Below are 26,959 nucleotides of genomic sequence, written 5' to 3'. Positions count from 1 at the left end.
AGGCATCGTTGCCTGGGAGGTCACGATCCGGCCCGGGCTTCCAGGCGTCCGGCCAGGGCTTCCAGAAAGCTTGCCAACCGGGCCGATCCCTTGGGGCCGGTGGCGTCGGCCTCCCGGGGCAAGGGCCCGTCATGGTCAGGGGCGGCGGTTTCCTGCGGACCCGGCCCGGCAGCGGCAGGCGACAAGGCTGCCATCAGTCCGGCCAGTTCCTCGCGTTCAGGGCCGTCCGAGGCGACGGCCAGAAGATCCTCATAGATTTCCAAGGCTCCGGCCGTATCACCCTGCCCGGCCAGCACAGCGGCCATGGTTTTGGTGCGAACAGCCTGGTCCCGGGCCTTGGCCGGGCGGGTGCGGCTGCGTTCGACCGGCTCCTGCGGGGCGTCGAGAATATCGGCCAGGGCCAGCACTTCCCTGGCCCCACGCAATTGCGGGCCGTCGGCCGGTTCCCTGGCATCGCTTCGGGCGGTGGCCGGCGTTTCGGGTTCTTCCGGCGCTTGTGCCGGGGATGTCGCCGCAACCGGGGAAACGACAAACGCCGGCGGAGCCGGTTGCTCGGCCCGGACCACGGGCCCCGCCTCCGGGACGGCCGGGATCGGAATCTCCTTCGCGGGCGGCTCGGCCGCATCCTCGACCTGGGGCGGGAGCCCGGCCTGGGTGAGGCTTTTCAGGCCCCGTTCCATGACATCGGCCCAGGTCAGGGTCTGGTCCTGGAAATAATGGGCCAGAAAGAGCATGGCCAGGGAAGGGTCTTTGGAACGGGCGGCCGCAGTTTTGGACCACAACAACCACACCGAGGGATAGCGGGCGAGCATGGACCCGACATCGGCGAAAATCTCCTCGGCCTGCTCCTCCCGGCCCTGGCGGCTTAAGAGTTCGATAAGCAGGAACTTGGCTTCCAGGTGGTCGGGATGAAAACCGATGCCCCGGGTCAGGACGGCAACGGCCTCATCGCGCCGCTCCTCTGTCGCCAACTGGCGGGCAAGCGGAAAAAAGACCTTGGAATTCGGCTCAATTTCCAGGACTTCCCGGTAGAGTTCAATTTTGCTGAGCATCGGCCCGCTTCCCTTCCTTGTCCCGGTCCGGCTCCTTGGCGGCTGGAGGGTCTTTTGGAAACTGGTAGAGAATCTCGTTTTCCTTGAGATAGTTCATCTGGGCCCGGGCCATTTTCTCGGTAAAGGCCTGATCCGTCTTGAGCCAGCGGATTTCCTGGCTGAGGTCCAGGGAACGGTCGTTGACGGATTCCAGGCGCTGCTTGAGCTGCTCGTGGCGGGACTTGAGTTCGAGATAGGCAAAAATGCCGTTATCGCTCCAGATCAGGTTGTAGAGCAGGAAAACATTGAAAAAAATCAGCGCCGTCAGCAGGAAGCGTCGCCAGATCATGTCATTGCACGACGTATTTCTTCGGACGTTTGGAATCGGACTGGGCCAGGGGCTCCCGCAATTCCCGAAGAAAATTCTCAGTGGCGGCCTCGATACGCAGCACGTCTTGCTCCTCCACTTCAATGTCTTCGACATGGGACAGGAACATCTTGAGGACCTTGAAATCGCGCAGCAGATAGTGTCCGAACTGGAGTCGTTCCAGATCCGGTTCAAGTTCCAAAATGGTGTGCAGGCAGTTTTCTATGCGGGCGGCGAGGTTGTCGTCGAGTCGTTGGCCGGCCCACGCTCCCTTGCCCAGCCCCGGACGGGCGGGGCGCACCCGGCGTCTGGCCAGCTTGGAGATGTTTTTGGCTTTCATATCGCCTTGTCGTAAAAGGGGTTACCCATAGTCGGCCGCAACGCGTCCCCGGTTACCGGGCCGCCTTGTCCGACCACATGACTTTCTTGCCGAATCCATAAAAGTAATTGACGCCGGATACAAGGGTCAAAACCAGGGCCAGATACAAAAGCCCGCTGCCAAGCGGCGCGGGGTCAAAGCCCTGGATGGGATAATGCAGCAGGAGCGGGCACAGGGCCATCATCTGCAAAATGGTCTTGAGCTTGCCGAAACGGTCGGCGGCAATCACCACGCCGTAATCGATGGCCACGGCCCGAAGTCCGGTAACCGCGATTTCCCGGCAGATGATGATCACCGCCACCCAGGCTTCCACCCAGCCCAGATGGGTGAGCATGATAAGCGCTGCGCAGATGAGCAGTTTGTCGGCCAGGGGATCGAGAAACTTGCCCAGGGTGGTGACAAGGTTCTGGCGTCTGGCCACCACGCCGTCTGCAATATCCGTCACCGCCGCGGCCATAAAAACCAGCATGGCGGCGAAGCAGGCCCCCCGGCCCGGGAAATAGAGCAGGATCACGAGGATCGGCACAGCCCCGATACGGGCAAGGGTCAGATTATTGGCAAGATTAAACATGCGTGACTAAGCCTTTCGAAGATTTCCCGGCGCAGGCAGGCAATTAAAGCAATACCCGGCCGGCGTCAAAGCCTTATGCCCTGGTCCGGGCGGCCAGAGGCCATGTTCAGGGTCGAGGATAGGCCGCCGCTTCAAGGCTTGTGCGGCAGGCCTGGGCCACGGCCTGGGCCAAGGCCAAAAATGCCTGGCGGGCCGGGCTTTCCCCCTCCAAAAGCACCACCGGCCGGCCCAGATCGCCAGCCACCACCGTGGCCGGATCAAGCGGCACCGCGCCAAGAAAATCCAGGCCGTAGTCCCTGGCCATGGCTTCGCCGCCGCCCTTTTTAAACAGCTCGATCTCTTTGTGGCAGTAGGGACAGGCCAGCCCGCTCATGTTTTCCACCACGCCGAGAATATTGGCATTGGCGTACTGCAGGAAATTGATGGTCTTTCGCACATCGGCCAAGGATATTTCCTGGGGCGTGGTGACCAGCAGGCACAGGGCGTCGGGCACGGTTTTAAGGACCGTCAGGTGCTCGTCGCCGGTGCCCGGGGGCGAGTCGATCACCAGATAGTCGAGTTCGCCCCAGTCCACATCGGCAATGAACTGGCGGATGGCGGTGGTTTTCATGGGGCCGCGCCACAGCACGGCCGAATCCGGGTCGGAAAGCAGCGACTGCATGGAGACCACAAGCAGGTTGTCGCCAAACCGTTTGGGCGCGATGGCCGCCTCGGCCCCGGCCCCCATGGCCCCGGTCAGTCCCAACATGCGCGGGACGCTCGGGCCATGCAGGTCGACGTCGAGGAGTCCGACTCTGGCTCCGTCGGCAGCCAGGGCGCAGGCCACATTGACGGCCACCGAGCTTTTGCCCACCCCGCCTTTGCCACTCATGACCACAAGCTTGTAGCGGATGCGCCCCAGCGTCTCCCCGATGCGCACGTCGCGGACATCGGGTTTGGTGGCCGCTTCGGGAGCCGCGCCCCGGCCCGGGCAACTGCGGCAGGAATCGGATTGTGCCATGCTATGCGCCTGTTCCTTTGAGCCTACCAGCCGTGGGTGCCGACGAGGTCTACAAACATGACCCCGCCAAGTTCGCGTACGATGACGCGGCCGTTTTCCCGACGGACCAGACACAACGTCTGGCTGCGCCGGGAGGCACCCACGGGGATGACCATACGCCCGGTTTCGGACAACTGGCCCACGAGCGGGGCGGGAATCCTGGGACCGCCGGCCGCAACCAGAATGCGGTCAAAGGGGGCCTCCTCAGGCCAACCCAGGGTCCCGTCGTCGAGTTTAAGGCGCACCCGGCGGTAGCGCAAGGCGTCCATCCGGGCGCGGGCCAGTTCGTAGAGGGGTTTGACCCGCTCGACCGTGAACACGTCTGCCCCAAGTTCGGCCAACACAGCGGCCTGGTAGCCGGAACCGGTTCCGATCTCCAGGACCTTGTGGCCCGGGGCCACGGCCAAAAGCTCCGTCATCCAGGCCACGACGTAGGGTTGGGAAATAGTCTGGCCGTGGCCGATGGGCAGCGGATGGTCCTCGTAGGCCTGGGGAATGAGGGCCTCTTCCACGAACAAGTGCCGGGGAACCTTGCGCATGGCCCGCAGCACCTCGGGCTGGCTCACGCCCCGGGCCTCGATCTGGTCGCGGACCATACGTTCGCGGCTGCGCCTCAAATCCGTCTTTGGCCCCGATCCGTTCATCTGCACCCTTCGCGCCAGTTTCCCAAGAAGACCTGCACGCTTGCTCGATCCTACCTGGAAAACAGAATTTTCGCTTCAAGTCAACGCCTTGCGCCTTGACAGGCCAACCGGCCCAATGTGAACTTTGGGGGACAAAAGGAGGCTCCCATGCTGACCACCCGCGATCTCATGACCGAAGACCTTATCGCCCTGCACCTTGACGACACCCTGCTTGCCGCCAAGCAGACCATGGAAGACGCCCGCATCCGCCATCTGCCCATTGTGGACGCAGCCGGGGCGTTCGTGGGCCTGCTGACCCACCGCGACCTGCTGGCCGCCTCCGTGTCCCGCCTGGCCGACATCGACGCCCAGACCCAGGAAGACATCTATGCCGGCATCCCCCTGGCCGAGGTCATGCGCTCCGACGTGGCCATGGCCACTCCGGAGCTGCCCCTGCGCCAGGCCGCCGAAGTGCTGCTGACCCAGAAATACGGCTGCCTGCCCGTGGTTGAGTGCGGCAAGCTGGTCGGCATCCTCACCGCCTCCGATTTCATTCGCCTGAGCCTTGAACTCATGGACGCCCTGGAAGCTTCCGAGCGCCTCGAGTGCGCCGAAGAGGACGAATAACCGCCCGATTCGCTTGGGAAGGCGCGCACATGCTGGCTGCCCGTCTTTTGAACGACAACGCTTTTTGTCAAAAGACTATTGACTTCCGGCTTGTGAAATTTTACGCTTTTCTACTGAATTACGGCGGCGGGGCAGTAGCCTGAGGAGCCGCCTGTGTATTCGCAGCGGCAAGGTCACTTTCACCGTTTTCTGGAGCTCAAGGAGGGAGTTGGATGCGTTCCAAGGTCATGCTTTCCGGGTTGATCGTTATGGTGTGCAGCTTGGCCATGGCCACGGCGGCTTTTTGCGAGGGCGGCAAGTTCAGCAGTATCGTGGAAGCCAAGTCCACGCTGTGCTACCCCCTCGAACTCACGTTCAAGCGCCCGTCCGGGGTGCTCAAAACCAGTTTTGCCCCGGTCAAGTTTTCCCACGGGCAACACGCTTCCGTCGCCTGCGTCACCTGCCACCACATGTGGGACGGCAAGGGCGAGATCCAGGGCTGCGCCGATGCCGGCTGCCACGACAATCTGAAGGATCGCCAGGAAGCGACGTCCTACTTCCGCGCTTTCCACGACAAGAATTCCGAGAACAGCTGCCTGGGCTGCCACATGAAGATGAATGTGGTTCGCAAGGAAAAGGGCCAGAAGCCCCTTTCCGTGGCTCCCTGCTCCAACAATGGCTGCCACGTGGCCGCGAAGTAACCACGGGTACGCAGGACGCCGCCTTTGAAAACGCCCCGCCCTGCGCGGGGGCGTTTTTTTTATGGGCAACGCTTGTCAGCTTGGCCCTGATAATCCTCAGGCCGCGGCCCAGCCATGCCCCTACGGAGCGCCCATGAAGACGCCCTCCCCGGTCATCGACATCTCCCTGCCCCTGTCTCCCCAAACGCCGGCCGTGCCCGGCGACCCGCCCTTCACCCGCCGCCTCGTCCTGTCCCAGGCGGCCGACGGGTGCGAGGTGGCGGCCTTGAACCTAAGCGCCCACAGCGCCGCCCACATTGATTTCCCGGCCCATTTCCTGGCCGGCGGCAAACGGGCCGGGGACTACCCGGCCGCAGCCTTTTTTCTGGCGGCCGTGGTCATCGACTGCGGCGAAGCCATGCGCCTTGGTCCGGACGTCCTGTCCGGCACGGCCCTCGCTGCCGGCGACGCCGTGCTGTTTAAAACCAGTAATTCCCGCACCCGCCGCTTTGCCGGCCCGGATTTTCCAGCCGACTTCGCCGCGCTTGCCCCACAACTGGCCCGGGAACTGGCGGCCCGCGACCTGCGACTCGTCGGCATCGACGCCATGAGCATCGAACCCCTCGACGATCCAGCCTACCCGGTTCACCATCTGTTGCTGGCCGCCGATATTCTCATCCTGGAAGGGCTTGACCTTGCCCAGGTCCGGCCCGGGCGATACCGACTGGTCTGCCTACCCCTGGCCGTGGCCGACGCCGAAGCCTCACCGGTCCGGGCCGTTTTACTCGACGATGCGGGTGCCCAGACCAGCTGAGGCAAGCCCTACTCGATGCAAATGATGTCGTAGTCCCGGCCGGTCAGGCACACGCCGCCGGCCGGAGTCACTTCGAAGGTATTTTCCACGCCGACCATCCCGAACTCCCGGATGCCGAACTTGGGCTCCAGGGCCAGGGTCATGCCGGCGGCCAACGGTGCGTCAAAGCCCTTGGCCAACACCGGCCAGCCGTCGATGGTCAGCCCGATGCCGTGGCCGAGAAAGCGCACCTGATTTTCCCCAAGCCCCATGAAGCCTTCGGACAGGCCGGCCGTCTCGGCCATGGACAGGGCCAGGGCATAGAGTTCGGAGGGAATGGCTCCCGGCACCAGCCGCTCGGCCACGGCCTGTTGCACGGCCACACACAGGTCATGGCCGCGTCTGGCCGCATCCGGCACCTCGGCCGCCTTGCCGGCAAAATAGACCTGCGTCTTGTCGGTGCTGTAGCCTTCCAGGGAAAAGCCGTTGTCGATGGTGAGCACCTGCCCCTTTTTCCAGACCGTGCCGGCGTAGCCGGAAAAGGGCAGGGCCGGGTGTTCGCCGCGAAGCCCGACCGGGCCGTTGAACACGCTCGGATAGTTGGCCGAATCCCCGACCGCGATATGGCCGAGGAAGATTTCCTCGCCATAACTGCCCATGCGCAACTGGCCCTGGTGCCCAAGCTCGAAAAAGGCGTCCCAGCACTGCCCGGCGATCTCCCGCTCGGTCATGCCCGGCCGGATACGCTGCGGCACAAGCTCGGCCAGCCCCCGGGCGTGGCGCGCCCCGCACAACCGCATCTTGGCCAGTTCCCACTCGGACTTATAGGCCTGGGCCATGGCCAGGGCGGCGTCGCCGGCCACAAAAACCGTGTCCGGCAGCCGGGACGTGAGCAGCGAAGCCAGATTCCAGGGCAGCCCGGCCTGCTCGGCGGCGCAGGTCGCGGTCAGCGGGCTGCCGGCCTCGCGGCAAAGGGGGGCGATGTCGCCGAAGGAGCGAAAGCTGCGGATGGTCGGCAAAGGCGATTCCAGGACCGCCCGCTCCCGGCCCTTGCGGCACAACAGCACCGGTTCGCCGGCAAGTGGCAGCCACAGGAGGCCATTGGCCCAGGAACCGGTCAGGTAATACAACGCCAGTCGCGAGAAAACGAGCAGTCCGCCGGCTTCGGGGGCAGTTTTGGCCAGCAGGGCCCGCACGGTTTCGTGGCGGGCGTGCATTTCCGATTCCGGCAGGCGTTCAAGCGCTTCAAACATGGGGTACTCCGGTTGGGGTTGCTTTCTGCGGCCGGGGCGGGCATAGCGGCCATCCGAGGGCGGTCAGGCCAGCTTTGGCAACCAGCGCCGAAGCCGAGCCAAACAGCCCTCCGGAAAGGAATTGCGACCATGCCAAGCAGTCGCCGCGAGCTGTCCTGGGCCGCTTTTTTCGCCCTTATCGGGGCGACCATTTTATGGGGCAGTTCGTTTATCGCCATGAAGATCGCCATGCGCGAGGTTTCGCCGCTGTTGGTCGTTTTTTCCCGCATGGCCGTGGCCTCGGTGGTCTTCGGACTGCTGTGGCGGCGCATGGGCGGGCTGGCCGCCGGCCGGGGCGACTGGAAATGGATTGCCTTCATGGCCTTTTGCGAACCGTGCCTGTATTTCATCTTCGAATCCCAGGCCCTGACCTATACGCAGGCCTCCCAGGCCGGGATGATCACGTCGCTGTTGCCGGTGATGACGGCCGTGGCCGCCGCCCTCTTTCTTAAAGAAAAACTTGAACAACGAACCATGGCCGGACTGCTCCTGGCCGTGGCCGGCGTGGCCGTCATGAGCGTCACGGGCGAGGACAGCCCGGCCGCGCCGCGCCCCATCCTGGGGAATTTTCTGGAGTTTGTGGCCATGTGCTGTGCTGTTGGCTACATCATCACCTGCAAGCGCCTGGCCGTGCGCCACAAGCCGCTCTATCTCACCGCGGCCCAGAGCTTTCTCGGCATGATCTTTTTCTCACCGGCCCTGGTCTTTGCGCCCTTTCCCGAACGCCTGACCCTCGGGCCGGTCCTGGCCATTGTCTTTCTCGGCCTTGGCGTCACCTTCGTGGCCTACGGCCTGTACAACTACGGCGTAAGCCGTGCCCCGGCAGCCAAGGCAGCGGCCTTTATCAATCTCATTCCGGTGGTGACCTGCCTCTTGTCGCGCTTTTTTCTTGACGAAACCCTGACCCCGGGCCAGTGGCTCGGCGGCGCGACGACCCTTGTCGGCGTGGCCGTAAGCGCCCGGCCGGCCAAACGGGTTCAGCCCTCGCGCCGGGAATAGTCCATGTTGCGCCGCACCGGCTCGAACCCGGCCTTGACCACCAGCCGGCGCAGGTCGTCCTCTTCCATGGAAAAGCGCACTCCGGCAGCGGCCACCACATTTTCCTCGATCATGGTGGAGCCGAAGTCGTTGGCCCCGAAATAAAGGGCCATCTGCCCCACCATCGGCCCCTGGGTGACCCAGGAGGCCTGGATGTTGGGGATGTTGTCCAGGAAAAGCCGGGACAGGGCCAACATCCGCAAATACTCCCAGGACGAGGCCTCGGGCACGGCCAGGGCCGTGTTGCCGGGCTGAAAGGTCCAGGGAATAAAGGCGGTAAATCCGCCGGTTTTATCCTGGAGGTCGCGCAACCGGGAGAGATGTTCCAGCCGGTGCTCGATGGTTTCGCCCAGGCCGATGACCATGGTGGCCGTGCTGCGAAGCCCCAGGCCATGGGCCGTGGCCATGACCTCGATCCATTGGTCGGCCGGGCACTTGTTGGGCGAAACATGGCTGCGGATGGGATCGGACAGGATTTCCGCGCCGCCGCCGGGCAGCGAGGCCAGTCCGGAAGCCTTGAGTTCGGCCAGGACCTCGGCTATGGACAGCCCTTCCATTTTGGCCAGGAAGACAATTTCCGGCGGGGAAAACCCGTGCACGGCCACGCCCGGAAAGCCGTCCCGCAGCGAGGACAGCATCCCGGTGTAGAAATCCAGGTGCAGATCAGGATGCATCCCGCCCTGGAGCAGGATCTGGTAGCCGCCGAGTTCCACGGTCTCGGCCACCTTGGTCGCCAGCTCCTGCGGGCCAAGCACGTAGCCTCCGGGCTGTCCCGGCGCCTTGAAAAAGGCGCAGAACCGACAGCCGCAGGCGCAAATATTGGTATAATTGATATTACGGTCAACGATATAGGTGACCACCGGTTCGGGATGCAGGGCCAGCCGGGCGGCGTGGGCCTTTTTTCCCAGGGAAAAAACGTCCTCGCCCTCCCACAGGGCCCGGGCCTCATCCACCCGCAAACGGCTTATGGCGCGATCTGGCATTGTGCTATTGACCTCCAGGCAGGGATGCCGCCACGGCGATACACTTTTTTGCCGCAAACGAAAACCACCCGGAAACCATGCTCTACGCCGACACCACACTCAAAGCGCTGCTTGTCCCAGGCAAAACCATTGCCCTGGTCGGGGCCAAAGACCGCCCCGGCACCGAGGTCGACATGGTTGGCCGTTTCATGATCGACGCCGGCTTCCGCGTCATACCCGTCCACCCGGCCCGGGCCACGGTCTGGGGCCTTGCCACCTGCAAGACCCTGGCGGAAATTGACGAACCCATCGACATCGTCAATCTGTTCCGCGCCCCGGCCAGCTGTCCGGCCCATGCCGATGAAGTGCTGGCCCTGCCCCGGCGGCCGGCCTGTTTCTGGATGCAGTCCGGGATCGCCAGCCCCGAGGCCCGGAAGACCCTGGCCCCGGCCGGAGTCTGCGTGGTGGAAGATCGTTGCATCATGGTTGAATACCGTCGCCTTTGGGGATAGGGTGTGGAAATGCCGTCTGTCATTGCTTTTGCCTGTCAACGCTGCGGCCACTGCTGTGAAGGAGTGGGCGGCATTGTCATGTCCGCTTTCGATATCAAGCGCCTGGGCGACCACCTGGGACTTGACCGCAACACGCTGCTCGAACGCTTTACCGAACATGTCGGCGGCCGCCATCGACTGGTGACCGGCACGGATGACTACTGCATCTTTTACGCCGCTGGCTGCGCGGTGCATCCGGCCCGGCCGGATGTCTGTCGGGCCTGGCCCTATTTTCGGGGCAACATCATCGACGCCGACAGCCACGCCATGGCTGCCGAAGACTGCCCCGGCATCAACCGCCAGGCCCCCCACTCCGAGTTTGCCCGCCAGGGCAGGGACTATCTCGTAGCCAATGATCTGTGCCGCCCCCGGGGCGAGGACGTTCCCGAAGCCCTGGTGAGCGACACGAACCCGGACACCCCAGAGGAAGCGGAGCATGGCCGGCCCGGCTTCGATGCGTCTTGACCAGGCGCGTTCGCTGCTCGGGGTTTCACCCGGCGACGGCATTGAGGCCGTCAAATCCGCCTATCGCAAGCTCGCCTTCAAGCTCCACCCGGACCTGCATCCCGATGATCCCGCCGCCAAACGCAAGTTCCAGCGGTTAAACGAAGCCTATCTCCTCCTGCGCCACTACCTGGCCGACCGGGATGACCGCGGCCCCGGCCCCTCGGCCAAGGAAGAATCCCGGACCGCCGGCCCAGGCCGGCCCCAGGGTCCGGACGAGCAGGCCAAGGCCCGCACCACCACCCGCCCCGGCCCGCCTCCGGGACCCGAACCCGGCGCGGCCCACAACCAGCAAAAAGCCAAAGAGGCCTATACCAAGGCCTCCAAGGACAACGCCGACGCCGGGTTTTATTTCCGCCGCGAGGAAGTGCTCCAGGATCTGCTCAAGGACCCCTTTGCCCGGCAGGTCTTCGAGGACATTTACCGGCAAGTGAAGAATGGCCCGAAACGGCAGCAGAAAGTGGCCGCCAAAGGCGCGCGCGAGGTCTCGTTCAGCTGGGGGGATAGAGCAGTATCTATCGACATGTCCAAGGGATTTTTTGGATCTCTCAAGGACTACTTGAGGAAACAGCTCGACGACGAACAGACCGTGCGCCTGCCAAGCACCAGCCTGCTCCCGGGAACCCGAATCCGCGTGGGCATCCGCCATGGCCTGGGCAACGCCAAACCCACCATGGTGGAAGTCACCCTGCCTCCGGATTTCATCGTGGGACGTCCCATCCGCCTCAAAGGCATGGGCCGGCGCATCGGCCCCATGCGCGGCGATCTCTATCTCCGGCTCCTGGCCAAATAACCCTCTCGACACCAAGCAAAGGAGACTCCCCATGCTCTCCAACGCCATCCGCCTCATTGTCCTGTGCGCCCTGGCCGCCGGGTTTCTGCTGCCGGCCATGGGAAACACCGCCGAGTCGCCGGTTCGCGGCGGCCCCTGCCGCTACGACGTCTTTCCCGGCACCGCCGTCTTTGTCTCCGTGGCTCCCTGGCAGCCGTCCTCGCCAACCGAAGGCATTCCCACACCCTACCCGCCCCTGGCCGTCACCTACCGGTTCACCCCCGACACCCCCATCGTCGGCGAACCACTCTACGCGCCCGACAAGCTCTTCACCCTGACCCTGGTCAACAGTATGCCGCCCGGGCCGAAATTTATCGCCAAATACGCCATTGCACCCGGCAAGGCCGTGCCCTGCCAAGTCCACATCATCCGCCAGGGAACCTGCACGCCCGTGGTCCACGTCTTTCCCGGCATCGACCTCACCGACTATTTCGAGCTGACCGGCCGATAGACGGGAGGGCGAGAAGAAAGAGAAGATGCCTCCGGCGGCCGGGGGGATGATCCCCCCGGACCCCTGCAAAGGGGAAAATGGAGAAACAGGGGTTTGCGCTCTCGCGAGATCCGGTCGGTCATGGAGCGGGGCAGGACGTCCTGTTGTTTGAATTGGTAAAACAGCCCGTTCCTCGTAATGCTCCCTTTGACTGCTGCATGGCGTACCATGGCTGGCAGCCCAACATCCACATCGTCAACGATAAAGGGACCGTATGCGGGTCACAGGCGGATACGGCGGCAGCGGCCAGCCTTCAAGCGGCGGCAAGGACCGCTCCGATCCCCAGGCCTTCCGGCGCGGCCGGCGGGTGGGGCAGATCGTGCGCGGCCGGCTTGTCTCGCCAGGACCGGGCGGGCTGTTCTGGGTGGTGGTGGCCGGGCATAAGCTGCTGGCCGCCCTGGACCACGAGCCTGCCCCTGGCCGGGAACTGGTCTTTCGCATCGAAGGCCTGGAGCCTGACCTTCTCCTGCGCGACATCACCCCGCCGCCGTCGGCCGCCGACGACCCGGTGTTGCTGCTGGCGGCCCTGACCGACGCCCGGTCGAAATTCGAGGCGCTGCTCCATCGGTTGCCCCCGGTCGACGCGCCGCCTTCCGACCTTCCCTCTGACGTTTTTCCCGGCAGTTCTCCCGAACAAGCTCCCGGTGCGTCTGCCGGCGAACCTGATGCGGCGGTCACCGGAAGCCCGGCCGGGACGGCGTCCGGCCCGCTTCTGGACCTCACCCGGGCCCGGGCGGACTTTCAGGCTCTGTGCCACGCCGACCCCGAGGCCGGCCAAGCCCTGGCCCGGGTCCGGGAACTGGTCCGACTGGCCGGGCTGGTCATTCCCAAGGCCCAGGGCCGGCCGCTCTATGTGCCCTGGATATATCCGGGCCTTGGCCAGTCCGAAGTCCTGGCCCTGCGCACCGCCACGTCCTGGTCCCTGCGCCTCTTTGGCCGGTTGCCGGAAGTCGGACGCCTTGCCGCAGTGTTCACCCTGGACGCCTCCCATGCCGGCTATCGCCTCATGCTGGAAAACCCGGCCCTGGCCGATACCGTCATCGCCAGCCTGGCCCGGGTGCGCTTTGGCCGGCGCGAGCTGGCCCCGGTCTGCCTCTTTGCCGGCGGGCTCCCGGCCGAGGCGGCCTCGGGATTCTGGGCCAGGATTTTGGCCGGTGCGGCCCGGCCCTTTACGGGGCTGCGGCTTCGGGTATAAATATGCGGACCGGCAGGCTCTGCCGGATCGACCACACCCGGAGCGTTCCCTCATGGCGTACAAGGATTTGCAGGAAATTTTTGCGGCTGCTGGAGAAAAAAGGCGAACTCAAACGCATCAAGCCCACGCTTGACCCGTATCTGGAGATCGCCGAGGTCACCGACCGCGTCTCCAAGGCCGTGGGACCGGCCCTTTTCTTTGAAAATCCCAAAGGATCGCGGTTTCCGGTGGTGACCAACGCCTTCGGCTCCTTTGACCGGATGCATCTGGCCCTGGAATGCACCGACCTGGACGCCTGGGCCAGCGCATCGATGATATTTTGGAGATGGAAAAGCCCGAGGGGCTGATCGAAAAGCTCAAGCTGTTGCCCAAGCTGGCCAAGATGGCCGGCATTTTTCCCAAAACCGTGGACAGCGCCCCCTGCCAGGATGTGGTGCTGACCGGCGACGACGTGGACCTGTCCATCCTGCCGGTGCTGACCACCTGGCCCGGCGACGCCGGCCCGTTTATCACCTTCCCCGTGGTGGTGACCAGGGACCCGGAGTCCGGCAAGCGCAACGTCGGCATGTACCGGATGCAGGTGTTTGACAAAAACACCACCGGCATGCACTGGCACCGTCACAAAGGCAGCGCCGCCCACTACTATCTGGCCGAAAAACGCGGCGAACGCCTGCCCGTGGCCGTGGCCATCGGCCCGGACCCGGCCTGCACCTATGCCGCCACCGCCCCGCTGCCCGACGACATCGACGAATTCCTGTTCGCCGGGTTCCTGCGCCAGAAAGCCGTGGAACTCGTCCAGTGCAAGACCGTGGACCTGCAGGTGCCGGCCAACAGCCAGTTTGTCCTGGAAGGCTATGTCGAGCCGGGCGAGCGTCGCCGCGAAGGCCCCTTTGGCGACCACACCGGCTATTATTCCCTGGCCGACGACTATCCGGTCTTTCACGTGACCGCCATCACCCACCGCAAGGACGCCGTCTATCCGGCCACCCTGGTCGGCCCGCCGCCCATGGAAGACACCTACATGGGCAAGGCCACCGAACGCCTGTTCTTGCCGCTCATAAAAAAACAGCTGCCGGAAATCGTGGACCTGAGCCTGCCGGTCGAAGGCGTGTTCCACAACTTCTGCTTTGTCTCCATCGACAAACGCTACCCGGGCCAGACGCGCAAGATCATGTACGCCATTTGGGGACTGGGCCAGATGATGTTCACCAAAATCATCGTGGTGGTGGATGCCGGGGTCAACGTGCAAAACACGGCCGAGGTGCTGTGGCGCGTGGGCAACAACGTCGATCCCAGGCGCGACGTCATCATCGTGGACGGGCCGCTCGACGCCCTGGACCATGCCGCGCCCATGCCCTGCTATGGCGGCAAGATGGGCATCGACGCCACCAAGAAGGGTCCCGAGGAAGGCCACATGCGCGGCTGGCCCGATTCGCTCACCATGGACGAGACCACCAAGGCCCGCATCGACGCCCTGTGGGGCGAACTTGGGTTGTAAGAGGGAAGAATGCCTCCGGCGGCCAACGGGCTGAGCCCTTTGGAATCCCACCTGGGGGAAATTTGATTTGACCGGGTGCGTTGCCAAGTCGAGACGCGAATATTGCTTGTTGCGTTTGGCGGGAACCACCGTTGCTCCGGCGGCCGGGGGAGGGTAGCCCCCGGACCCCTGCAAAGGGGAAGATGGGGATGGGCGTGATGCGCGATACGCTTCGGTGTCCATGGTGCGGCGAGTTGCCGCTCTACGTCCGCTATCATGACGAGGAATGGGGCGTGCCCCTCCATGACGACCGGGCGCTTTTTGAACTGCTGCTCCTCGAAGGGGCGCAGGCCGGGTTGTCGTGGCTGACGGTGCTCAAGCGCCGCGAGGGCTACCGGCTGGCCTACGACGGCTTTGATCCGGCCCGCGTGGCCGCCTACGACGACGCCAAAATGGCCGAACTGGTCGCCGACGCCGGCATCATCCGCAACCGGGCCAAGGTGGCGGCCTCGGTGAAAAACGCCCGGGCTTTTCTGGCGACAGCCGACGCGTTTGGTTCTTTTGACGCCTACCTATGGCGCTTTGTGGACGGGAGGCCCGTGGTCGGCGGTTGGGAGCACATCAGCCAGGTTCCGGCAGTCACGCCGCTGGCCGAAACCGTCAGCCGCGACCTCAAGGCCCGTGGCTTCGGGTTTGTCGGCCCCACCATTGTCTACGCCTTCCTGCAGGCCGCCGGACTCGTCAACGACCACCTGCGCGACTGCTTCCGGTTCCGGGAGCTGGCCGGGGAAGCCTGATGCAGGCGGGACCGCTTTCCCGCCCGCCCATCTACACCATCGGGCACAGCGGCCATGAACGGGCCACGTTTTTAAGCCTGCTGGCCCGCCAGGGCGTCAATATGGTCATCGACGTGCGCTCCCACCCGGTCTCCCGCTACATGCCGCAATTTTCCAAGGACGCCCTGGCCGCCTCCCTTGGGCTGTGGGGGGTTTCCTATGTGTATCTGGGCCGGGAGCTTGGCGGCCGGGGACAGGGGGAGCCCATTGCCGCGGCAGTCTCATTTTCCCGGGGAGTCGACCGGGTCATGGACTGCTGGCGTCAGGCCTGGCGGCTGGTTCTGCTGTGCGCCGAGGAAGACCCCAGACGGTGCCACCGGGCCGGGCGCATCGCGCCGGAACTCCTGGCCCGGGGGGCCAAGGTGGTGCATATCCGGGGCGATGGCCGGCTGGAGCCCCACACCCCGGCCTGGAACGATTTCGCCCTGGCCTGCGTCCTGGCCGACCGGGACCCGCAATGAAGCCGACACGCTGCCTTTGTTGGCGCGGCAAGCCGGCGACACGGCCTGCGCCGGCAACGCCGGCAATGCACCGGATGCGCAACCAATGACGAATCGAATTTGTCCCGTGGCTGCCGGGCGCATGACGCCCTGGCTGGGTCATAGATGGCGGTGCAGCCCGGACTGGCCGCAACTGCAAGGAGAATTGTCGTGACGAGTGCCTGGGTGACAGTTTCAAGCTTTATCGCTCCGCTGCAGACCGAAGCGGATTTCGAGGCCATCGTGGCGGCGGATGTGGACCGCTGGCATGAGGCCGCCCGGGAGGCCGGGGTTGACGGGGAAGCCCATGTACGGGTGGTGCGGGCTGGCGGCGAGGTGCTGGTGGAAATAAGCCCGGCCCTGGACGCGGCCTTCACCCCGGTGCAGACGTTGTGGAAGGCGCTGTAATCCCGGCGTCTTCCCCCTCCCGGGCCAGGGCCAGGAGCAGCCCGGCCACAAGGCTGGCCAGGGACGTCGGCTGCGGCGGCAAAAGCAGCGCAGCCGCATAATCGGGCAGCCACGGCAACCCGGCCTCCCCCGGGGCCAGAATGCGCCAGTCCTGGGGCACGGCCCGCCTAGCCAGGGCGACCACGGCCCGGCACGCGGCAGCCATGGCCGTCAATGCGGCCGCCTGGGAGGCGCGGCAGACTTCAGTCCAGGCGATGCCGGCGCTGGTAAGGGCGGAAAGCGCCATGGGCCGGGTACGGCAGCCCTCGGCAAAAAGAGCCACCGGCAAGGGCCGCTCCATGTGCGGCCGGCAGCCCGGAGGGACGCACCAGACCAGGGGATCGCGGAAAAGCAAGTGCCCTTGCTGCCCCCCCGGCTCCCGCACCACCACCGCCAGGTCCAGCTCCCCGGCCCACAAGGCCGCTTCCAGGGCGACCGACAGGTCGCAACGCAAATCGACCAAGACCTCCGGGTTGTCCTCGGCCAGCCGGCGGACAAACAGGAGGCCCAGTCCCAAAACCACGTCGTCCGGGATGCCAAGGCGCACCCGGCCGGCCGGCCGGGCCGATGCCAGGGCCGATGCCGCCGCTTCCACCCGCAGCAAAATCTCCCGGGCATGGCCCAGAAGCACATCGCCGGCCGGCGTTGGCCGGCAACCCTGGCGTGAACGGTCAAAGAGGCGGCACCCGGCCCCCTGTTCGAGCAGGGCCACGGCAGCGCTCACCGCAGCCTGGGTTCGGTGCAGCACACAAGCCGCCTTGGTGAATCCGCCGGTATCGGCCACAGCCACCAGGGTGCGCAGGGCCTGGAGGTCAAAGGGGCTTTTATCCATAAATTGAATTTATCCTGACACAAATTGTCTTCGTTGTACCTTATGGATCGGCTGGCGTAAAGCCGCTCCATGCCAAAACGCTGCGCCCCCCTTGTCTTTGTCTGCCTCTGGTCCACCGGGTTTATCGTGGCCCGGTCCATCGCCCCCTGGGCCGATCCCTGCCTGTTTCTCACAGCCCGCTTCGCCGTAACCGCCCTGGTGCTGGCCGCCCTGGCCCGGTCTTTCGGCCTGCCCTGGCCGGGAATGCGTCTGACGCTCGGGCATCTGGCGGCCGGAGGACTCTCCAACGGCCTGTATCTGGCCGCCGGCTATCAGGCCGTGGCCTTCGGGCTGTCTCCGGGCCTCATGGCCCTGGCCGGCGCGCTGCAGCCGCCCCTGACCGCTTTTTTGGCCGCGATGTTCCTGGGAGAATCGTTCTCGTTTCGACGGGCTGCCGGCATGGGCACAGCCCTGGCCGGAGTCGGGCTGGCGGTCTGGCCGGCCCTGGCTGCGAGCGGGGAAACGCCACTGCCGCCGGCAGCCCTGGCTCTGGCCGGGGGCAGCGTCCTGGCCGCCACCCTTGGCGCCTTGGCGCAAAAGACCGGGCTTGCGGCCACGGACCTGCGTCCGGCCGGTGCGTTGCAGCATTGCGGCGCAGCCCTGGTCACGCTGGTGCTGGCTGTCGTGTGGGGAGAAGAGCGTTTCGTCCTGTCGGCCACCGTTGTTACAGCCCTGGCCTGGAGCGTTGCCGGGCTTTCCCTTGGGGCAACGACCCTGCTCGTGTGGCTGGTGCGCCAGGGCGAGGCGGCCCGGGCCGTGGCCTTGCTCTTTCTGGTGCCGCCGCTGGCGGCGGTGTGGTCCTGGGTCTTTTTCGAGGCGGGGCTGGACGCGCTCCAGGCAGTCGGCTTTGCCCTGGCCCTTGGCGGCATGGCCTTGGCCCGGGACGGCACAGGCCCATCCCGGCCGGTCCGCGCGAATCGCCGGCAGGACGGCGGGATGGGCAACCGCGGCTGGGAAACGGCCGTCAGGCGGGCTGGTCGAGAATCTGGTGCACCCGGCCGACCTGGCCATCGGTGAGGCGCACCTTGATGCCCCGGGTATGGACCGGGGACTTGGTCAGCAGATCCTTGACCACGCCCCGGGTGAGCACTCCGGTGCGCTGGTCTTTTTTAAGCACGATGGCCACGGCCAGCCCGGGCCGGATGTCGGCCCGTTTGGTAGGATCGGCCATGGCGTCAGGCCGGTACGAAGCGCAGGAATTTGCGCGGTTTTTCGTAGCCGTCTACCATGGGGGACAAAGCCTCCATGCGCCAGCGCGGGCCCAGGGCGTCGCAGACGTAGTCAAGCAGCAAAAAATCGCCGCCAACGATGTACTTGGCCGGATACAGTTCTTTGAGCTTCTCGGGCGTGGTGCCGAGCTCCTTCCTGATCCAGTAGATCTTTTGCACCGACACGATCAGTTCCCGATCGGACAGGCGCTCCAGAAAGGCCAGGGCCGGCCCCACCCGATTTTCCAGAATAAATGTTTTGCCGATAAATTCCACGAGCATGGCAATGTCGAACCGGCGCGAAAGCAGGGAACAGGCCGGGTCGTCGATGTCGTGGCAGGCAAAGGCCACCCCGTCGATGGCAAAATGGCTCTTGAGCAGTTCGCAGCCATCAAGAACCCGGGACTCGCGGTCCACCCCCACCACCTCGGCCGCGCCCAGGCGTCTGGCCTGGAAGGTGAAGAAACCGAAGTTGCAGCCGAGGTCCACCACCGTGCGGCCGGCGAAGTCGATGCGGGAAAAAGCGGCCAGCGTATCCGGGTCGATGCTTTCCTTGCCGGGGACAAGCACGGAGAAATCCGCATCGTAGACCGTGCGGTAGCGGTGCTCGGGTTCGATGCCATGGGCCAGGGCCAGGAATTGCTGCAGGGGCATGGGGTCTCCACTCCAAAAAGATCGGCTATACTTCCTGACAAACTTGAAAAAATCAATGGCCAAGACTGGCCAGGGCAGCCAGGACCACAGCCGCCCGTCCGGGGCCAAGCCCGGTCCCGGCCCGAATGTCGTCGAGCGAGGCCGCCCGCATGGCCGGCACCGATCCGAAGGCGTCCCACAGGAGCTTGGCCGTCTTCGGTCCCACCCCCGGCAGGGCCAGCAGATCGCTGGCAAGCCCGGCCTTGTTCCGGGCCAGACGCTGGCGGCCGATGGAATAGTCGTGGACCGTGTCGCGCACCCGCTGCAAAAACAGCAGCTCCGGCGATCCCGAGCGCAGGGCCAGGGGATTTTTGCGGCCCGGCACAAATATCACGTCATCCATTTCATTTTGGGAACGACGGTCGCCTTTGGCGATGGAGGCCAGGGCAAAGGCCCCGCCAACGCCGGCCTCGTCCAGAGCCCGGCCAACGGCGGCAAGCTGCCCCTTGCCGCCGTCGATCAGCAGCAGATCGGGCCAGGGCGGCCCGGCCGCAGCCCGTTTCGCGGCAAAAGCGGCCAGAGTCAGGTAGTCATCCGACGTCCCTTCGGCCTCGGCAAAGGCGTAGGTCCGGTAGTCGCTTTTTTTCGCCACGCCGTCTTCAAAAACCACCAGCCCCACCCGCACGCCCTTGCCGCCCAGATGCGACACATCCACGGCTTCCAGGCGCGACAGACCGGGCAGGCCGAAAGTCCGGGCCAAGGTCGGCAAAATATCGTTCTCGGCGGCCTTGGCCGCTTCCTCGGCGGCCCGGGCCGCGTTGACCCCGGCCATCTCCAGAAGCTGGCGTTCCTCGCGGCCCCGGGCCGGTCCCAGACGAAGGGCCATCCCCCGGCGCTCTTCGAGAATTTCAGCCAGGGCCTGCCCGTCGCCGGCCGCCTCGCCTTCGCCGCCGCCCGGAGCCAGGCCTTCGGGAACCACGATCCGGGGCGGAATGAAGCTTTCCGGCCGGTAGAACTGCAGGAGGGCCGTCAGCGCGGCCGAGACCGCCTCGCCCGCTTCCACGCCTGGGAAAAAAAACGTCTTGCGGTCAAGGAGCCGCCCCTGGCGCACAAACAGCACGCAAAGCCCGACCCCGGAATCGGCAATGGCCAGATTGACCACATCCATGTCCACCAACCGGGTGAGCACGGTGGCCTGCCCCTCCACGGTCTTGCGCATGGCTCTGAGCAGATCGCGCAAACCGGCCGCTTTTTCAAACGCCAGTTCCTCGGCCGCCTGCTCCATCTCCCGCTGTACGGCCTTGAGCACCTCGGCCGAACGGCCGGTTAAAAACGCTTCCACCCGGCGCACCAGCGCCCCGTATTCCCCGGCATCCACAGCCAGCACGCACGGGGCCAGACACTGGCCGATGAAGTGGTACAGGCACGGCCGCACCCGGTTGGCCAGGGCCCGGTCGCCGCATTTGCGCAGGGGAAAGACCCGGCCCAGTTCCTTCCAGGTGGCCCGGGCAGCCGAGGCCGAGGTGAACGGGCCGAAGTAGGCTGCGCCGTCGCGCTCGACGCGGCGGGTAAAGGCCAGGCGCGGGAAGGCCGAGCGTTTGTCGAGCTTGAAAAGAATGTAGTTCTTATCGTCTTTGAGGACCACATTGTAGCGGGGCCGGTGTTTTTTGATCAGGCTCGATTCAAGCAGCAGCGCCTCTTTCTCCGAGGCGGTCATGAGTACGTCCACACCCTCGATGCGCGCCACCAGGGCCGTGGTCTTGACGGTGTGGCCAGCGTCGTTTCGAAAATAGGAGGAAAGACGGGCTCGCAGATTTTTTGCTTTGCCAACGTAAAGGATTTTCCCGCGACTCCCCTTCATCAAATAAACGCCTGGGGACGTTGGGAAATTTTTTGGATCAAAGGTGAACATAGGCGGGGATGCTACCCTGACGGCCCCGTCGACTCAAGCCCCGGGACGTGGAGTTGTCACCTGACTGCTAAGGCTCCCTTGCTCTTGGACAAAGACGCGTGTAAGCAATGGCGGACATGAACGAGCAACGGCCCAGGCGGGTTTCGGTCATCGGCGCAGGCACCTGCGACCCGGCTCTTTACGAGACGGCCCGCACGCTTGGTGCCCTGTTGGCCGACAGCGGCTTTACGGTCGTGTGCGGAGGCCTTGGCGGCGTGATGACGGCTGTTTGCCAGGGGGCCAAAGAGGCCGGCGGCGACACCATCGGCATCCTGCCCGGCGACGACGCGGCAGCCGCCAACCCGTTTGTGGATGTGCCTGTCGTCACCGGCCTTGGCATCGCCCGAAACGTGCTGGTGGTCAAAAACGGCGAGGCAACGGTGGCTGTTTCCGGCGGAGCCGGAACGCTTTCGGAAATCGGGCTGGCGCTTAAGATCGGGCGTCCGGTCGTGGTCCTGGGACATTTCGATACGCTGGCCGGCGTTGTGCCGGCCGCAACACCGCAGCAGGCGGTTTCCCTGGTCAAGTCCCTTCTGACCGGCAAGGATCATGCGGGGTCGTCTTGATGGATGTGTTGTGGGCGCCGTGGCGCATGGATTATATTCTCGGACCCAAGCCCGATGCCTGCGTGTTCTGCCTGCCCCAGACCCGGGACGAGGATCGGGAGCGGCTGGTGCTGGCCCGGGGGCGGTACAGCTTCGTGATCATGAACAAATTTCCCTATAATTCCGGCCACCTCATGGTCACCCCCTTGCGTCATGCCCGCTGTCTGACGGAGCTTTCGGGGGAGGAAAACCTGGAATTGACCAGGGGCCTTGCCTACTGCACCCGGGTGATCAAAGAGTGCATGAAGCCCCAGGGCATCAATATCGGCCTTAACCTGGGCGAAGCCGCCGGCTCCGGCATCGCCGCCCACCTGCACTACCAGATGGTGCCCCGGTGGAACGGCGACTCTTCGTTCATGGCTGTTTTTAGCGAAACGCGGGTCATGCCGCAGTTGCTCGTTTCCACTTACGACCGGCTCGTACCGTTTTTTTCGGATTACCTCGCAACCGTCACGTCGTGACAAGGAGGCCTCGATGCGCGTGATCAAAGTGCTTTTCCTGCTGGCTTTCTTCTTCGTCTGCATGCTCTTTTTCGTGCAGAACACCGCCATTTTAGAAACCCCGCTGCTGCTCAAACTCGGTGCCTTCGGCTACCAGGTCCAGACCCCCGGGGTTCCCTTCTATGTCGTGCTGCTGCTCAGCTTTGTGGCCGGCGGCCTGTTTTGCACCCTCTACTTCCTGGCCGAGAAGGTTCGCCTGGCCGCCGGAATGCGCAGCCTGCAAAACAAGGTCAACGCCCTGGAAAAACAGATGGCCCAGCAGAAAAAATCCACCGTTGCCACGCCGCCGAGCTACGTCGCTGCCGCGCCCACGGTGAGCCCGGCCGCGGCCATGGCCGAGCCGGCCAAAAAGGCCGAAGCCTAGGCCGGCCCGACCTTGTCTGCCGTGGGGGATTTCAAGATGACCCCCATGCTGGAGCAGTATCTGCGCGCCAAGTCCGAGCATCCGGATGCGCTGCTGTTTTACCGCATGGGGGATTTCTACGAGTTGTTCTTCGAGGACGCCCATACGGCGGCCCGGGAACTGCAAATCACCCTGACCACGCGCAACCCCGGGGCCGAATCCCCGATCCCCATGTGCGGCGTGCCCCACCACGCCGCCGAGGGGTATCTGACCGTGCTGCTCGAGCGCGGTTTTTCCGTGGCCGTGTGTGACCAGATCGAAGACCCCAAGCAGGCCAAGGGGCTGGTCAAACGGGCCGTCACCAGGGTGCTTACCCCGGGCACGGCGGTCGAAGACGGCAACCTCAAGGCCAAGGAACACAATTTCCTGGCCGCTTTGTATTATGACCACGACGAACGGGCCGGCGGACTGGCCTGGGTGGACTGCTCCACCGGCGAATGGTCCGGGCTCTTTTCCCGCGACGCCGCCCGGTTGTGGCAGTGGACGGCCAAGATCGGCCCCCGGGAACTGCTGTTGCCGGACGGTCTTGTGCCGCCGCGCGAAACGCCCCTTTCCGGGGTGCAGATCACCCGCGTTCCCCTGCGGCCCCATTTCGATTTCGCCGCCGGCCGCGACAAGGTGCTCTCGGCCCAGTCCGTGGCCGATCTGGCCGCACTTGACTGCAGCGACAAGCCCCAACTCGTGCGGGCCATGGGCGCGCTTTTGACCTTTTTAAGCGCCACCTACATGCGCGACCTGGGCCATTTGGCTCCATTTAAGCCCGTAAACCTCGGCCGGCATATGCTCCTTGACGAGGTCACCGAGCGCAATCTCGAAATCTTTCGCCGCCTGGACGGCCGCAAGGGCCAGGGCACCTTATGGCATGTCCTGGACCGGACCCAGACGCCCATGGGCGGGCGGCTCCTGGAAACCATGCTGCGCCAGCCCTGGCTTGATCTGGCCCCCATCCACGACACTCAGGCCGCAGTGGCCCTTTTTGTCGAGGACGAGGGCCTTCGCCGGGAGAGCCGCGAAGCCCTGGCCGGGGTCTACGACCTGGAGCGGCTTATTACCCGCATCTTTCTCGGCCGGGCCGTGCCGCGCGACTTCACGGCCCTGCGCCAGTCCCTGGCCGCCCTGCCCCGGTTGCGCACGCTGCTGGCCGCGGCCAATGCCCAAGCGCCCAAGGCGACGACCGATCTCCTCTCGGGCTGGGACGACCTCGAAGACGTCTGTCAGCTGCTTGCGCGCGCCCTGGTCGATTCGCCGCCGGTGCTCGTCACCGAGGGTGGACTTTTTCGGCCCGGCTACCATCCCGAACTCGACGAGTTGCTTGATCTGGCCGAGCACGGAGAGCAAAAGCTCCAGGAGCTCCTGGCCCAGGAACAGGCCGACGGCAGTCTGCCCAAGCTCAAGCTCGGCTACAACCGGGTCTTTGGCTATTATTTCGAGCTGACCAAATCCGCCGGCTACCCCCCGGCCCATTTCGAGCGCCGCCAGACCCTGGCCAACTGCGAACGCTACGTCACGCCCACGCTCAAAACCCTCGAAGAAAAGATCCTGGCCTCCGGGGAAAAACGCAAAACCCTGGAATACAATCTGTTCCGTGAACTGCGCGACCATATCGCCGCCCTTCGCGAGCGCGTCATGGACACCGCCGCCCGGGTGGCCCGTTTCGACGTCTGGCAGGGGCTGGCCGAGGCCGCCGTCATTGGCGACTGGACCCGGCCGGAACTCCATACCGGCCTGGCCATCACCATCCGTTCCGGCCGCCATCCCGTGGTCGAGGCTGTCCAGGGCGTTGGCAACTACATCCCAAACGACGTCAGCCTTGACGAAGCCACCAAGGTGCTCCTCATAACCGGTCCCAACATGGCCGGAAAATCGACGGTGCTGCGCCAGACCGCCATCATCGCCATCCTGGCCCAGATCGGCTCCTTCGTACCGGCGGCCAAGGCCGCCATCGGTCTGGTGGACCGGGTCTTTTGCCGGGTCGGGGCCTCGGACAATCTGGCCCAGGGCCAGTCCACCTTCATGGTGGAAATGATGGAAACCGCCCGCATCCTGCGCCAAGCCGGCAAACGCAGTCTGGTCATTTTAGATGAGATCGGACGCGGCACAGCCACCTTCGACGGACTGGCCCTGGCCTGGGCCGTTGTCGAGGAACTGTGCAACCGCGACGACGGCCAGGGCGTACGCACCCTTTTTGCCACCCACTACCATGAGCTGACCGCCCTGGAAGGCCGGCTGCCCGGGCTTCGCAACTTCAATATCGCGGTCAAGGAATGGAAGGGCGACATCATTTTCCTGCGCCGCCTGCTCCCCGGACCGGCCGACCGCAGCTACGGCGTGGAAGTGGCCCGGCTGGCCGGGGTGCCGCGCAACGTGGTCAAACGGGCCAGGGAACTCCTGGAAGAACTGGAGCGCAGCCGCGATCCGGCTCGCGATGGCCGGGCCTCGCGGGAACGGGGCCAACCCTCGCTGCCCGGACTTTTTGCCGTGCCGCCGGCCGAGGCCGGACCGCACACCCCGGACATGCCGCAAACCGCCGGCCTGCTTCTTGACGAACTGTCGCGCCTCGAACTAGACCGGATGACGCCCCTTGAGGCTCTGACCCTGCTTTGCGACTGGAAAGGCCGCTATGGCGGCAATGCCTGCTAAGGAGATTTTCACCATGCATCATTTCGAGTACCGGGGCGACGAACTGTACGCCGAAGACGTGCCTGTCTCGACCCTGGTCGCTGCCTACGGCACCCCGCTCTACGTCTACAGCGCTGCCACCCTGCGCCGCCATTTCACGGCCTTTGATTCGGCCTTTGCCGGTCTGCCGCATCTCACCTGCTATTCGGTCAAGGCCAATTCCAACCTGTCGGTGCTCAAAACCCTGGCCGCCCAGGGTGCCGGCATGGACATTGTCTCCGGCGGCGAACTGTATCGCGCCCTGGCCGCCGGCGTCGATCCGGCCAAGATCGTCTATTCGGGCGTGGGCAAGCGGGCCAAGGAGATCGAAGAGGCGCTCACCGCCGGCATCCTCATGTTCAACGTGGAGTCCACCGGCGAACTGGAGCGGTTAAGCGCCATTGCCACCCGCCTGGGCAAGACGGCCAAGGTGAGCATTCGCATCAACCCCGACGTGGATCCCAAGACCCATCCCTACATCTCCACGGGCCTTAAAAAGAACAAATTCGGCCTGGATATCGAGCATTCCCTGGCCGCCTACGCCAAGGCCATGGAGCTGCCGGGTGTGACCCCGATCGGCATTGACTGCCACATCGGCTCCCAGCTCACCTCCATTTCACCCTTCCTCGAAGCCCTGGACAAGATCCTGGCCTTCCGGGACAAACTGACCGCCATGGGCATCGAGACCACCTACCTCGACCTCGGCGGCGGCCTTGGCATCCAGTACAACGAGGAGGAGCCGCCGCACCCAAGCGAGTTCGGCCAGGCCCTGACCAAGGTGCTCGGCGATCTGCCCATCACCCTCATCCTCGAACCCGGCCGGGTCATCGTCGGCAATGCCGGCATCCTGGTCACCGAGGCGGTCTACACCAAAAAAACGCCGAGCAAGGATTTCATCATTGTCGACGCGGGTATGAACGACCTGATCCGGCCTTCGCTGTATGATTCCTACCACGCCATCCGCGAGGTGCGCCCGGCCCACCGTCCCGAACTCAACGTGGATGTGGTCGGCCCCATCTGCGAATCCGGCGACTTCCTGGCCCGCGACCGCAATCTGCCGGCCGTGGCCCCGGGCGAACTGCTGGCCGTGTACTCGGCCGGCGCCTACGGCTTCACCATGTCCTCGAACTACAACTCCCGCCCCCGGGCGGCTGAGATTCTGGTTGACGGCGATGAGGTCATCGTGGCCCGCCGCCGCGAGAGCTACGACGACCTCATTGCCCTGGAACGCTGATCCCACGGCCTGATGAGTCGGCGGCGGCCTCTCTTTGGGGCCGCCGCCACGCCTTGACCGGATGTGTCCGACAGCCTGCCCGCCGCAGCTGCGCAACCAACACTGGCCGACATCGCCATCGGTTGGAGGGTACCGAGCGTGAACCCCGCCCTTCCCGTCCTGCTCGCCATGCAGATCGTCTTTTGCGGCGACAGCATCACCAAGGGTTGGGAAATCTATAATCTCTTCGACCAGCCCCAAAAGATCTTCGTCAGCGGCGTGGAGTCCTCCACCAGCGCCGACCTGCTCAAACGTATCGAGCCCATTGCCCGCCAAAAGCCGCACAAACTCTTTCTCATGATCGGCATCAACGAAATTGCTGCCCCGGATCGCATCCTGGCCAATTACGACAAGATCATAAGCACCATCCAGACCATCTCGCCCTACACGCTTATTTACGTGCAAAGCATTCTGCCCACCCGCAGCCAGTCCATCGACAACGCCGGCATCGTGGCCACCAATGCGCGGTTGCGGGCCCTTTGCGACCGCAAAAACGGCTTTGTGCGCTATCTCGACATCTACGATCCGTTTCTGGCCGAGGACGGCAAGCTCGGCTCCAATTTTACCGACGACGGCATCCATCTGACCAAAAACGCCTATTCCCTCTGGAAAAAGCTCATCGTCAGCCGGATGTGACGCCGGGGAGGCCACCCATGGGCAACCAG

General features: G+C 64.7%; 33 protein-coding genes. 21 read left to right on the top strand and 12 right to left on the bottom strand.

What is annotated here, in order from left to right:
• Positions 1-20: 20 nt before the first annotated feature.
• The 6 genes from DVDV_RS21980 to DVDV_RS00730 all read right to left on the bottom strand — a co-directional run bounded on the left by DVDV_RS21980 (position 21) and on the right by DVDV_RS00730 (position 4,031).
• Positions 21-1,052, bottom strand: coding sequence for a tetratricopeptide repeat protein (locus DVDV_RS21980; protein ID WP_075352830.1), 1,032 nt, complete (start codon positions 1,050-1,052; stop codon positions 21-23).
• Positions 1,036-1,380, bottom strand: a complete 345-nt coding sequence (locus tag DVDV_RS00750) for a septum formation initiator family protein (RefSeq protein ID WP_075352829.1) — start codon at positions 1,378-1,380, stop codon at positions 1,036-1,038. Before DVDV_RS00750 ends, DVDV_RS21980 begins: the two co-directional genes overlap by 17 nt.
• 1 nt (position 1,381) lies before the next feature.
• Complete coding sequence (locus DVDV_RS00745) at positions 1,382-1,738, bottom strand: hypothetical protein (protein WP_043630294.1); 357 nt, start codon at positions 1,736-1,738, stop codon at positions 1,382-1,384.
• A 52-nt stretch (positions 1,739-1,790) separates the two neighbouring features.
• Entirely contained in the window at positions 1,791-2,348 is a 558-nt protein-coding gene (pgsA, locus tag DVDV_RS00740; RefSeq protein WP_075352828.1) for a CDP-diacylglycerol--glycerol-3-phosphate 3-phosphatidyltransferase, read from the bottom strand.
• Positions 2,349-2,454: 106 nt separating this feature from the next.
• Entirely contained in the window at positions 2,455-3,348 is an 894-nt protein-coding gene (locus DVDV_RS00735; protein WP_075352827.1) for an Mrp/NBP35 family ATP-binding protein, read from the bottom strand.
• 23 nt (positions 3,349-3,371) lie between these two features.
• On the bottom strand, positions 3,372-4,031 hold the full coding sequence (locus DVDV_RS00730; protein ID WP_075352826.1) for a protein-L-isoaspartate(D-aspartate) O-methyltransferase: 660 nt from the start codon (positions 4,029-4,031) through the stop codon (positions 3,372-3,374).
• Between the two features lie 147 nt (positions 4,032-4,178).
• On the opposite strand from DVDV_RS00730, the gene DVDV_RS00725 reads away from it, so the two are divergent.
• The 3 genes from DVDV_RS00725 (at position 4,179) to DVDV_RS00715 (ending at position 6,110) form a co-directional block, all read left to right on the top strand.
• Complete coding sequence (locus DVDV_RS00725; protein ID WP_075352825.1) at positions 4,179-4,637, top strand: CBS domain-containing protein; 459 nt, start codon at positions 4,179-4,181, stop codon at positions 4,635-4,637.
• A gap of 212 nt (positions 4,638-4,849) precedes the next feature.
• Positions 4,850-5,317: a cytochrome c3 family protein gene (locus tag DVDV_RS00720; RefSeq protein WP_075352824.1), complete on the top strand. Its 468-nt coding sequence runs from the start codon at positions 4,850-4,852 to the stop codon at positions 5,315-5,317.
• 133 nt (positions 5,318-5,450) lie between these two features.
• A complete protein-coding gene (locus DVDV_RS00715; RefSeq protein WP_075352823.1) occupies positions 5,451-6,110 on the top strand; it encodes a cyclase family protein in 660 nt (219 codons plus the stop codon).
• An 8-nt stretch (positions 6,111-6,118) separates the two neighbouring features.
• Here DVDV_RS00715 and DVDV_RS00710 read toward each other — a convergent pair whose 3' ends face one another.
• Positions 6,119-7,342, bottom strand: a complete 1,224-nt coding sequence (locus tag DVDV_RS00710; RefSeq protein WP_075352822.1) for a Xaa-Pro peptidase family protein — start codon at positions 7,340-7,342, stop codon at positions 6,119-6,121.
• 129 nt (positions 7,343-7,471) lie between these two features.
• Between DVDV_RS00710 and DVDV_RS00705 the strand changes: the two genes are divergently transcribed.
• Positions 7,472-8,380 (top strand): DMT family transporter, encoded by a 909-nt coding sequence (locus tag DVDV_RS00705; protein ID WP_075352821.1) that lies wholly within the window; start codon positions 7,472-7,474, stop codon positions 8,378-8,380.
• Here DVDV_RS00705 and mqnC read toward each other — a convergent pair.
• Complete coding sequence (gene mqnC, locus DVDV_RS00700; protein ID WP_075352820.1) at positions 8,359-9,402, bottom strand: cyclic dehypoxanthinyl futalosine synthase; 1,044 nt, start codon at positions 9,400-9,402, stop codon at positions 8,359-8,361. The two genes, DVDV_RS00705 and mqnC, sit on opposite strands and share 22 nt — an antisense overlap.
• A 77-nt stretch (positions 9,403-9,479) precedes the next feature.
• Here mqnC and DVDV_RS00695 point away from each other — a divergent pair, with 77 nt between their 5' ends.
• The 10 genes from DVDV_RS00695 to DVDV_RS00655 all read left to right on the top strand — a co-directional run bounded on the left by DVDV_RS00695 (position 9,480) and on the right by DVDV_RS00655 (position 16,153).
• Positions 9,480-9,893 (top strand): CoA-binding protein, encoded by a 414-nt coding sequence (locus DVDV_RS00695; RefSeq protein ID WP_075352819.1) that lies wholly within the window; start codon positions 9,480-9,482, stop codon positions 9,891-9,893.
• Positions 9,894-9,902: 9 nt separating this feature from the next.
• Entirely contained in the window at positions 9,903-10,397 is a 495-nt protein-coding gene (locus tag DVDV_RS00690; protein WP_075352818.1) for a YkgJ family cysteine cluster protein, read from the top strand.
• Positions 10,369-11,229 carry a J domain-containing protein gene (locus DVDV_RS00685; protein ID WP_083634526.1) on the top strand — a complete coding sequence of 287 codons (861 nt, stop codon included), beginning with the start codon at positions 10,369-10,371 and terminating at the stop codon, positions 11,227-11,229. The genes DVDV_RS00690 and DVDV_RS00685 overlap by 29 nt, the downstream gene beginning before the upstream one ends.
• Positions 11,230-11,260: 31 nt before the next feature.
• Complete coding sequence (locus DVDV_RS00680; protein ID WP_075352817.1) at positions 11,261-11,719, top strand: hypothetical protein; 459 nt, start codon at positions 11,261-11,263, stop codon at positions 11,717-11,719.
• 253 nt (positions 11,720-11,972) lie between these two features.
• The gene (locus tag DVDV_RS00675) at positions 11,973-12,953 is read left to right on the top strand and encodes a hypothetical protein (RefSeq protein ID WP_075352816.1); all 981 of its coding nucleotides are present in this window, start codon (positions 11,973-11,975) and stop codon (positions 12,951-12,953) included.
• Positions 12,954-13,033: 80 nt separating this feature from the next.
• A complete protein-coding gene (locus DVDV_RS23070; RefSeq protein WP_254845172.1) occupies positions 13,034-13,300 on the top strand; it encodes a UbiD family decarboxylase domain-containing protein in 267 nt (88 codons plus the stop codon).
• A complete protein-coding gene (locus tag DVDV_RS00670; protein WP_254845171.1) occupies positions 13,231-14,451 on the top strand; it encodes a menaquinone biosynthesis decarboxylase in 1,221 nt (406 codons plus the stop codon). Before DVDV_RS23070 ends, DVDV_RS00670 begins: the two co-directional genes overlap by 70 nt.
• Positions 14,452-14,648: 197 nt before the next feature.
• Positions 14,649-15,227: a DNA-3-methyladenine glycosylase I gene (locus DVDV_RS00665; RefSeq protein ID WP_075352927.1), complete on the top strand. Its 579-nt coding sequence runs from the start codon at positions 14,649-14,651 to the stop codon at positions 15,225-15,227.
• Positions 15,227-15,727: a DUF488 family protein gene (locus DVDV_RS00660; protein WP_075352815.1), complete on the top strand. Its 501-nt coding sequence runs from the start codon at positions 15,227-15,229 to the stop codon at positions 15,725-15,727. Before DVDV_RS00665 ends, DVDV_RS00660 begins: the two co-directional genes overlap by 1 nt.
• 189 nt (positions 15,728-15,916) lie before the next feature.
• Positions 15,917-16,153: a hypothetical protein gene (locus DVDV_RS00655; RefSeq protein ID WP_075352814.1), complete on the top strand. Its 237-nt coding sequence runs from the start codon at positions 15,917-15,919 to the stop codon at positions 16,151-16,153.
• Here the strand turns inward: DVDV_RS00655 and DVDV_RS00650 are convergent.
• Positions 16,119-17,024, bottom strand: coding sequence for a LysR family transcriptional regulator (locus tag DVDV_RS00650; protein WP_075352813.1), 906 nt, complete (start codon positions 17,022-17,024; stop codon positions 16,119-16,121). The two genes, DVDV_RS00655 and DVDV_RS00650, sit on opposite strands and share 35 nt — an antisense overlap.
• Before the next feature lie 69 nt (positions 17,025-17,093).
• Here DVDV_RS00650 and DVDV_RS00645 point away from each other — a divergent pair, with 69 nt between their 5' ends.
• Positions 17,094-18,080: a DMT family transporter gene (locus tag DVDV_RS00645; protein WP_075352812.1), complete on the top strand. Its 987-nt coding sequence runs from the start codon at positions 17,094-17,096 to the stop codon at positions 18,078-18,080.
• Here DVDV_RS00645 and DVDV_RS00640 read toward each other — a convergent pair.
• The 3 genes from DVDV_RS00640 to uvrC are packed head-to-tail and all read right to left on the bottom strand — an operon-like array spanning position 18,028 to position 20,816.
• Positions 18,028-18,234 (bottom strand): YwbE family protein, encoded by a 207-nt coding sequence (locus DVDV_RS00640; protein WP_075352811.1) that lies wholly within the window; start codon positions 18,232-18,234, stop codon positions 18,028-18,030. The two genes, DVDV_RS00645 and DVDV_RS00640, sit on opposite strands and share 53 nt — an antisense overlap.
• Positions 18,235-18,238: 4 nt before the next feature.
• Complete coding sequence (locus tag DVDV_RS00635) at positions 18,239-18,925, bottom strand: bifunctional 2-polyprenyl-6-hydroxyphenol methylase/3-demethylubiquinol 3-O-methyltransferase UbiG (protein ID WP_075352810.1); 687 nt, start codon at positions 18,923-18,925, stop codon at positions 18,239-18,241.
• A 52-nt stretch (positions 18,926-18,977) separates the two neighbouring features.
• Entirely contained in the window at positions 18,978-20,816 is a 1,839-nt protein-coding gene (gene uvrC, locus DVDV_RS00630; RefSeq protein WP_075352809.1) for an excinuclease ABC subunit UvrC, read from the bottom strand.
• A gap of 116 nt (positions 20,817-20,932) precedes the next feature.
• Here uvrC and DVDV_RS00625 point away from each other — a divergent pair, with 116 nt between their 5' ends.
• The 6 genes from DVDV_RS00625 (at position 20,933) to DVDV_RS00600 (ending at position 26,930) form a co-directional block, all read left to right on the top strand.
• Positions 20,933-21,421: a TIGR00725 family protein gene (locus tag DVDV_RS00625; RefSeq protein ID WP_075352808.1), complete on the top strand. Its 489-nt coding sequence runs from the start codon at positions 20,933-20,935 to the stop codon at positions 21,419-21,421.
• Complete coding sequence (locus tag DVDV_RS00620; protein ID WP_075352807.1) at positions 21,421-21,921, top strand: HIT domain-containing protein; 501 nt, start codon at positions 21,421-21,423, stop codon at positions 21,919-21,921. The genes DVDV_RS00625 and DVDV_RS00620 overlap by 1 nt, the downstream gene beginning before the upstream one ends.
• 13 nt (positions 21,922-21,934) lie before the next feature.
• On the top strand, positions 21,935-22,324 hold the full coding sequence (locus DVDV_RS00615; RefSeq protein ID WP_075352806.1) for a LapA family protein: 390 nt from the start codon (positions 21,935-21,937) through the stop codon (positions 22,322-22,324).
• Positions 22,325-22,360: 36 nt separating this feature from the next.
• Entirely contained in the window at positions 22,361-25,003 is a 2,643-nt protein-coding gene (gene mutS / locus DVDV_RS00610; RefSeq protein ID WP_075352805.1) for a DNA mismatch repair protein MutS, read from the top strand.
• Between the two features lie 13 nt (positions 25,004-25,016).
• Positions 25,017-26,255 carry a diaminopimelate decarboxylase gene (gene lysA / locus DVDV_RS00605; RefSeq protein ID WP_075352804.1) on the top strand — a complete coding sequence of 413 codons (1,239 nt, stop codon included), beginning with the start codon at positions 25,017-25,019 and terminating at the stop codon, positions 26,253-26,255.
• Between the two features lie 138 nt (positions 26,256-26,393).
• Entirely contained in the window at positions 26,394-26,930 is a 537-nt protein-coding gene (locus DVDV_RS00600; RefSeq protein ID WP_075352803.1) for a GDSL-type esterase/lipase family protein, read from the top strand.
• Positions 26,931-26,959 lie beyond the last annotated feature (29 nt).

Origin of the sequence: Desulfovibrio sp. DV (assembly GCF_001936595.1) — a bacterium.
Taxonomy (GTDB): domain Bacteria; phylum Desulfobacterota; class Desulfovibrionia; order Desulfovibrionales; family Desulfovibrionaceae; genus Solidesulfovibrio.
This window is presented reverse-complemented; position numbering and strand designations above follow the sequence as displayed.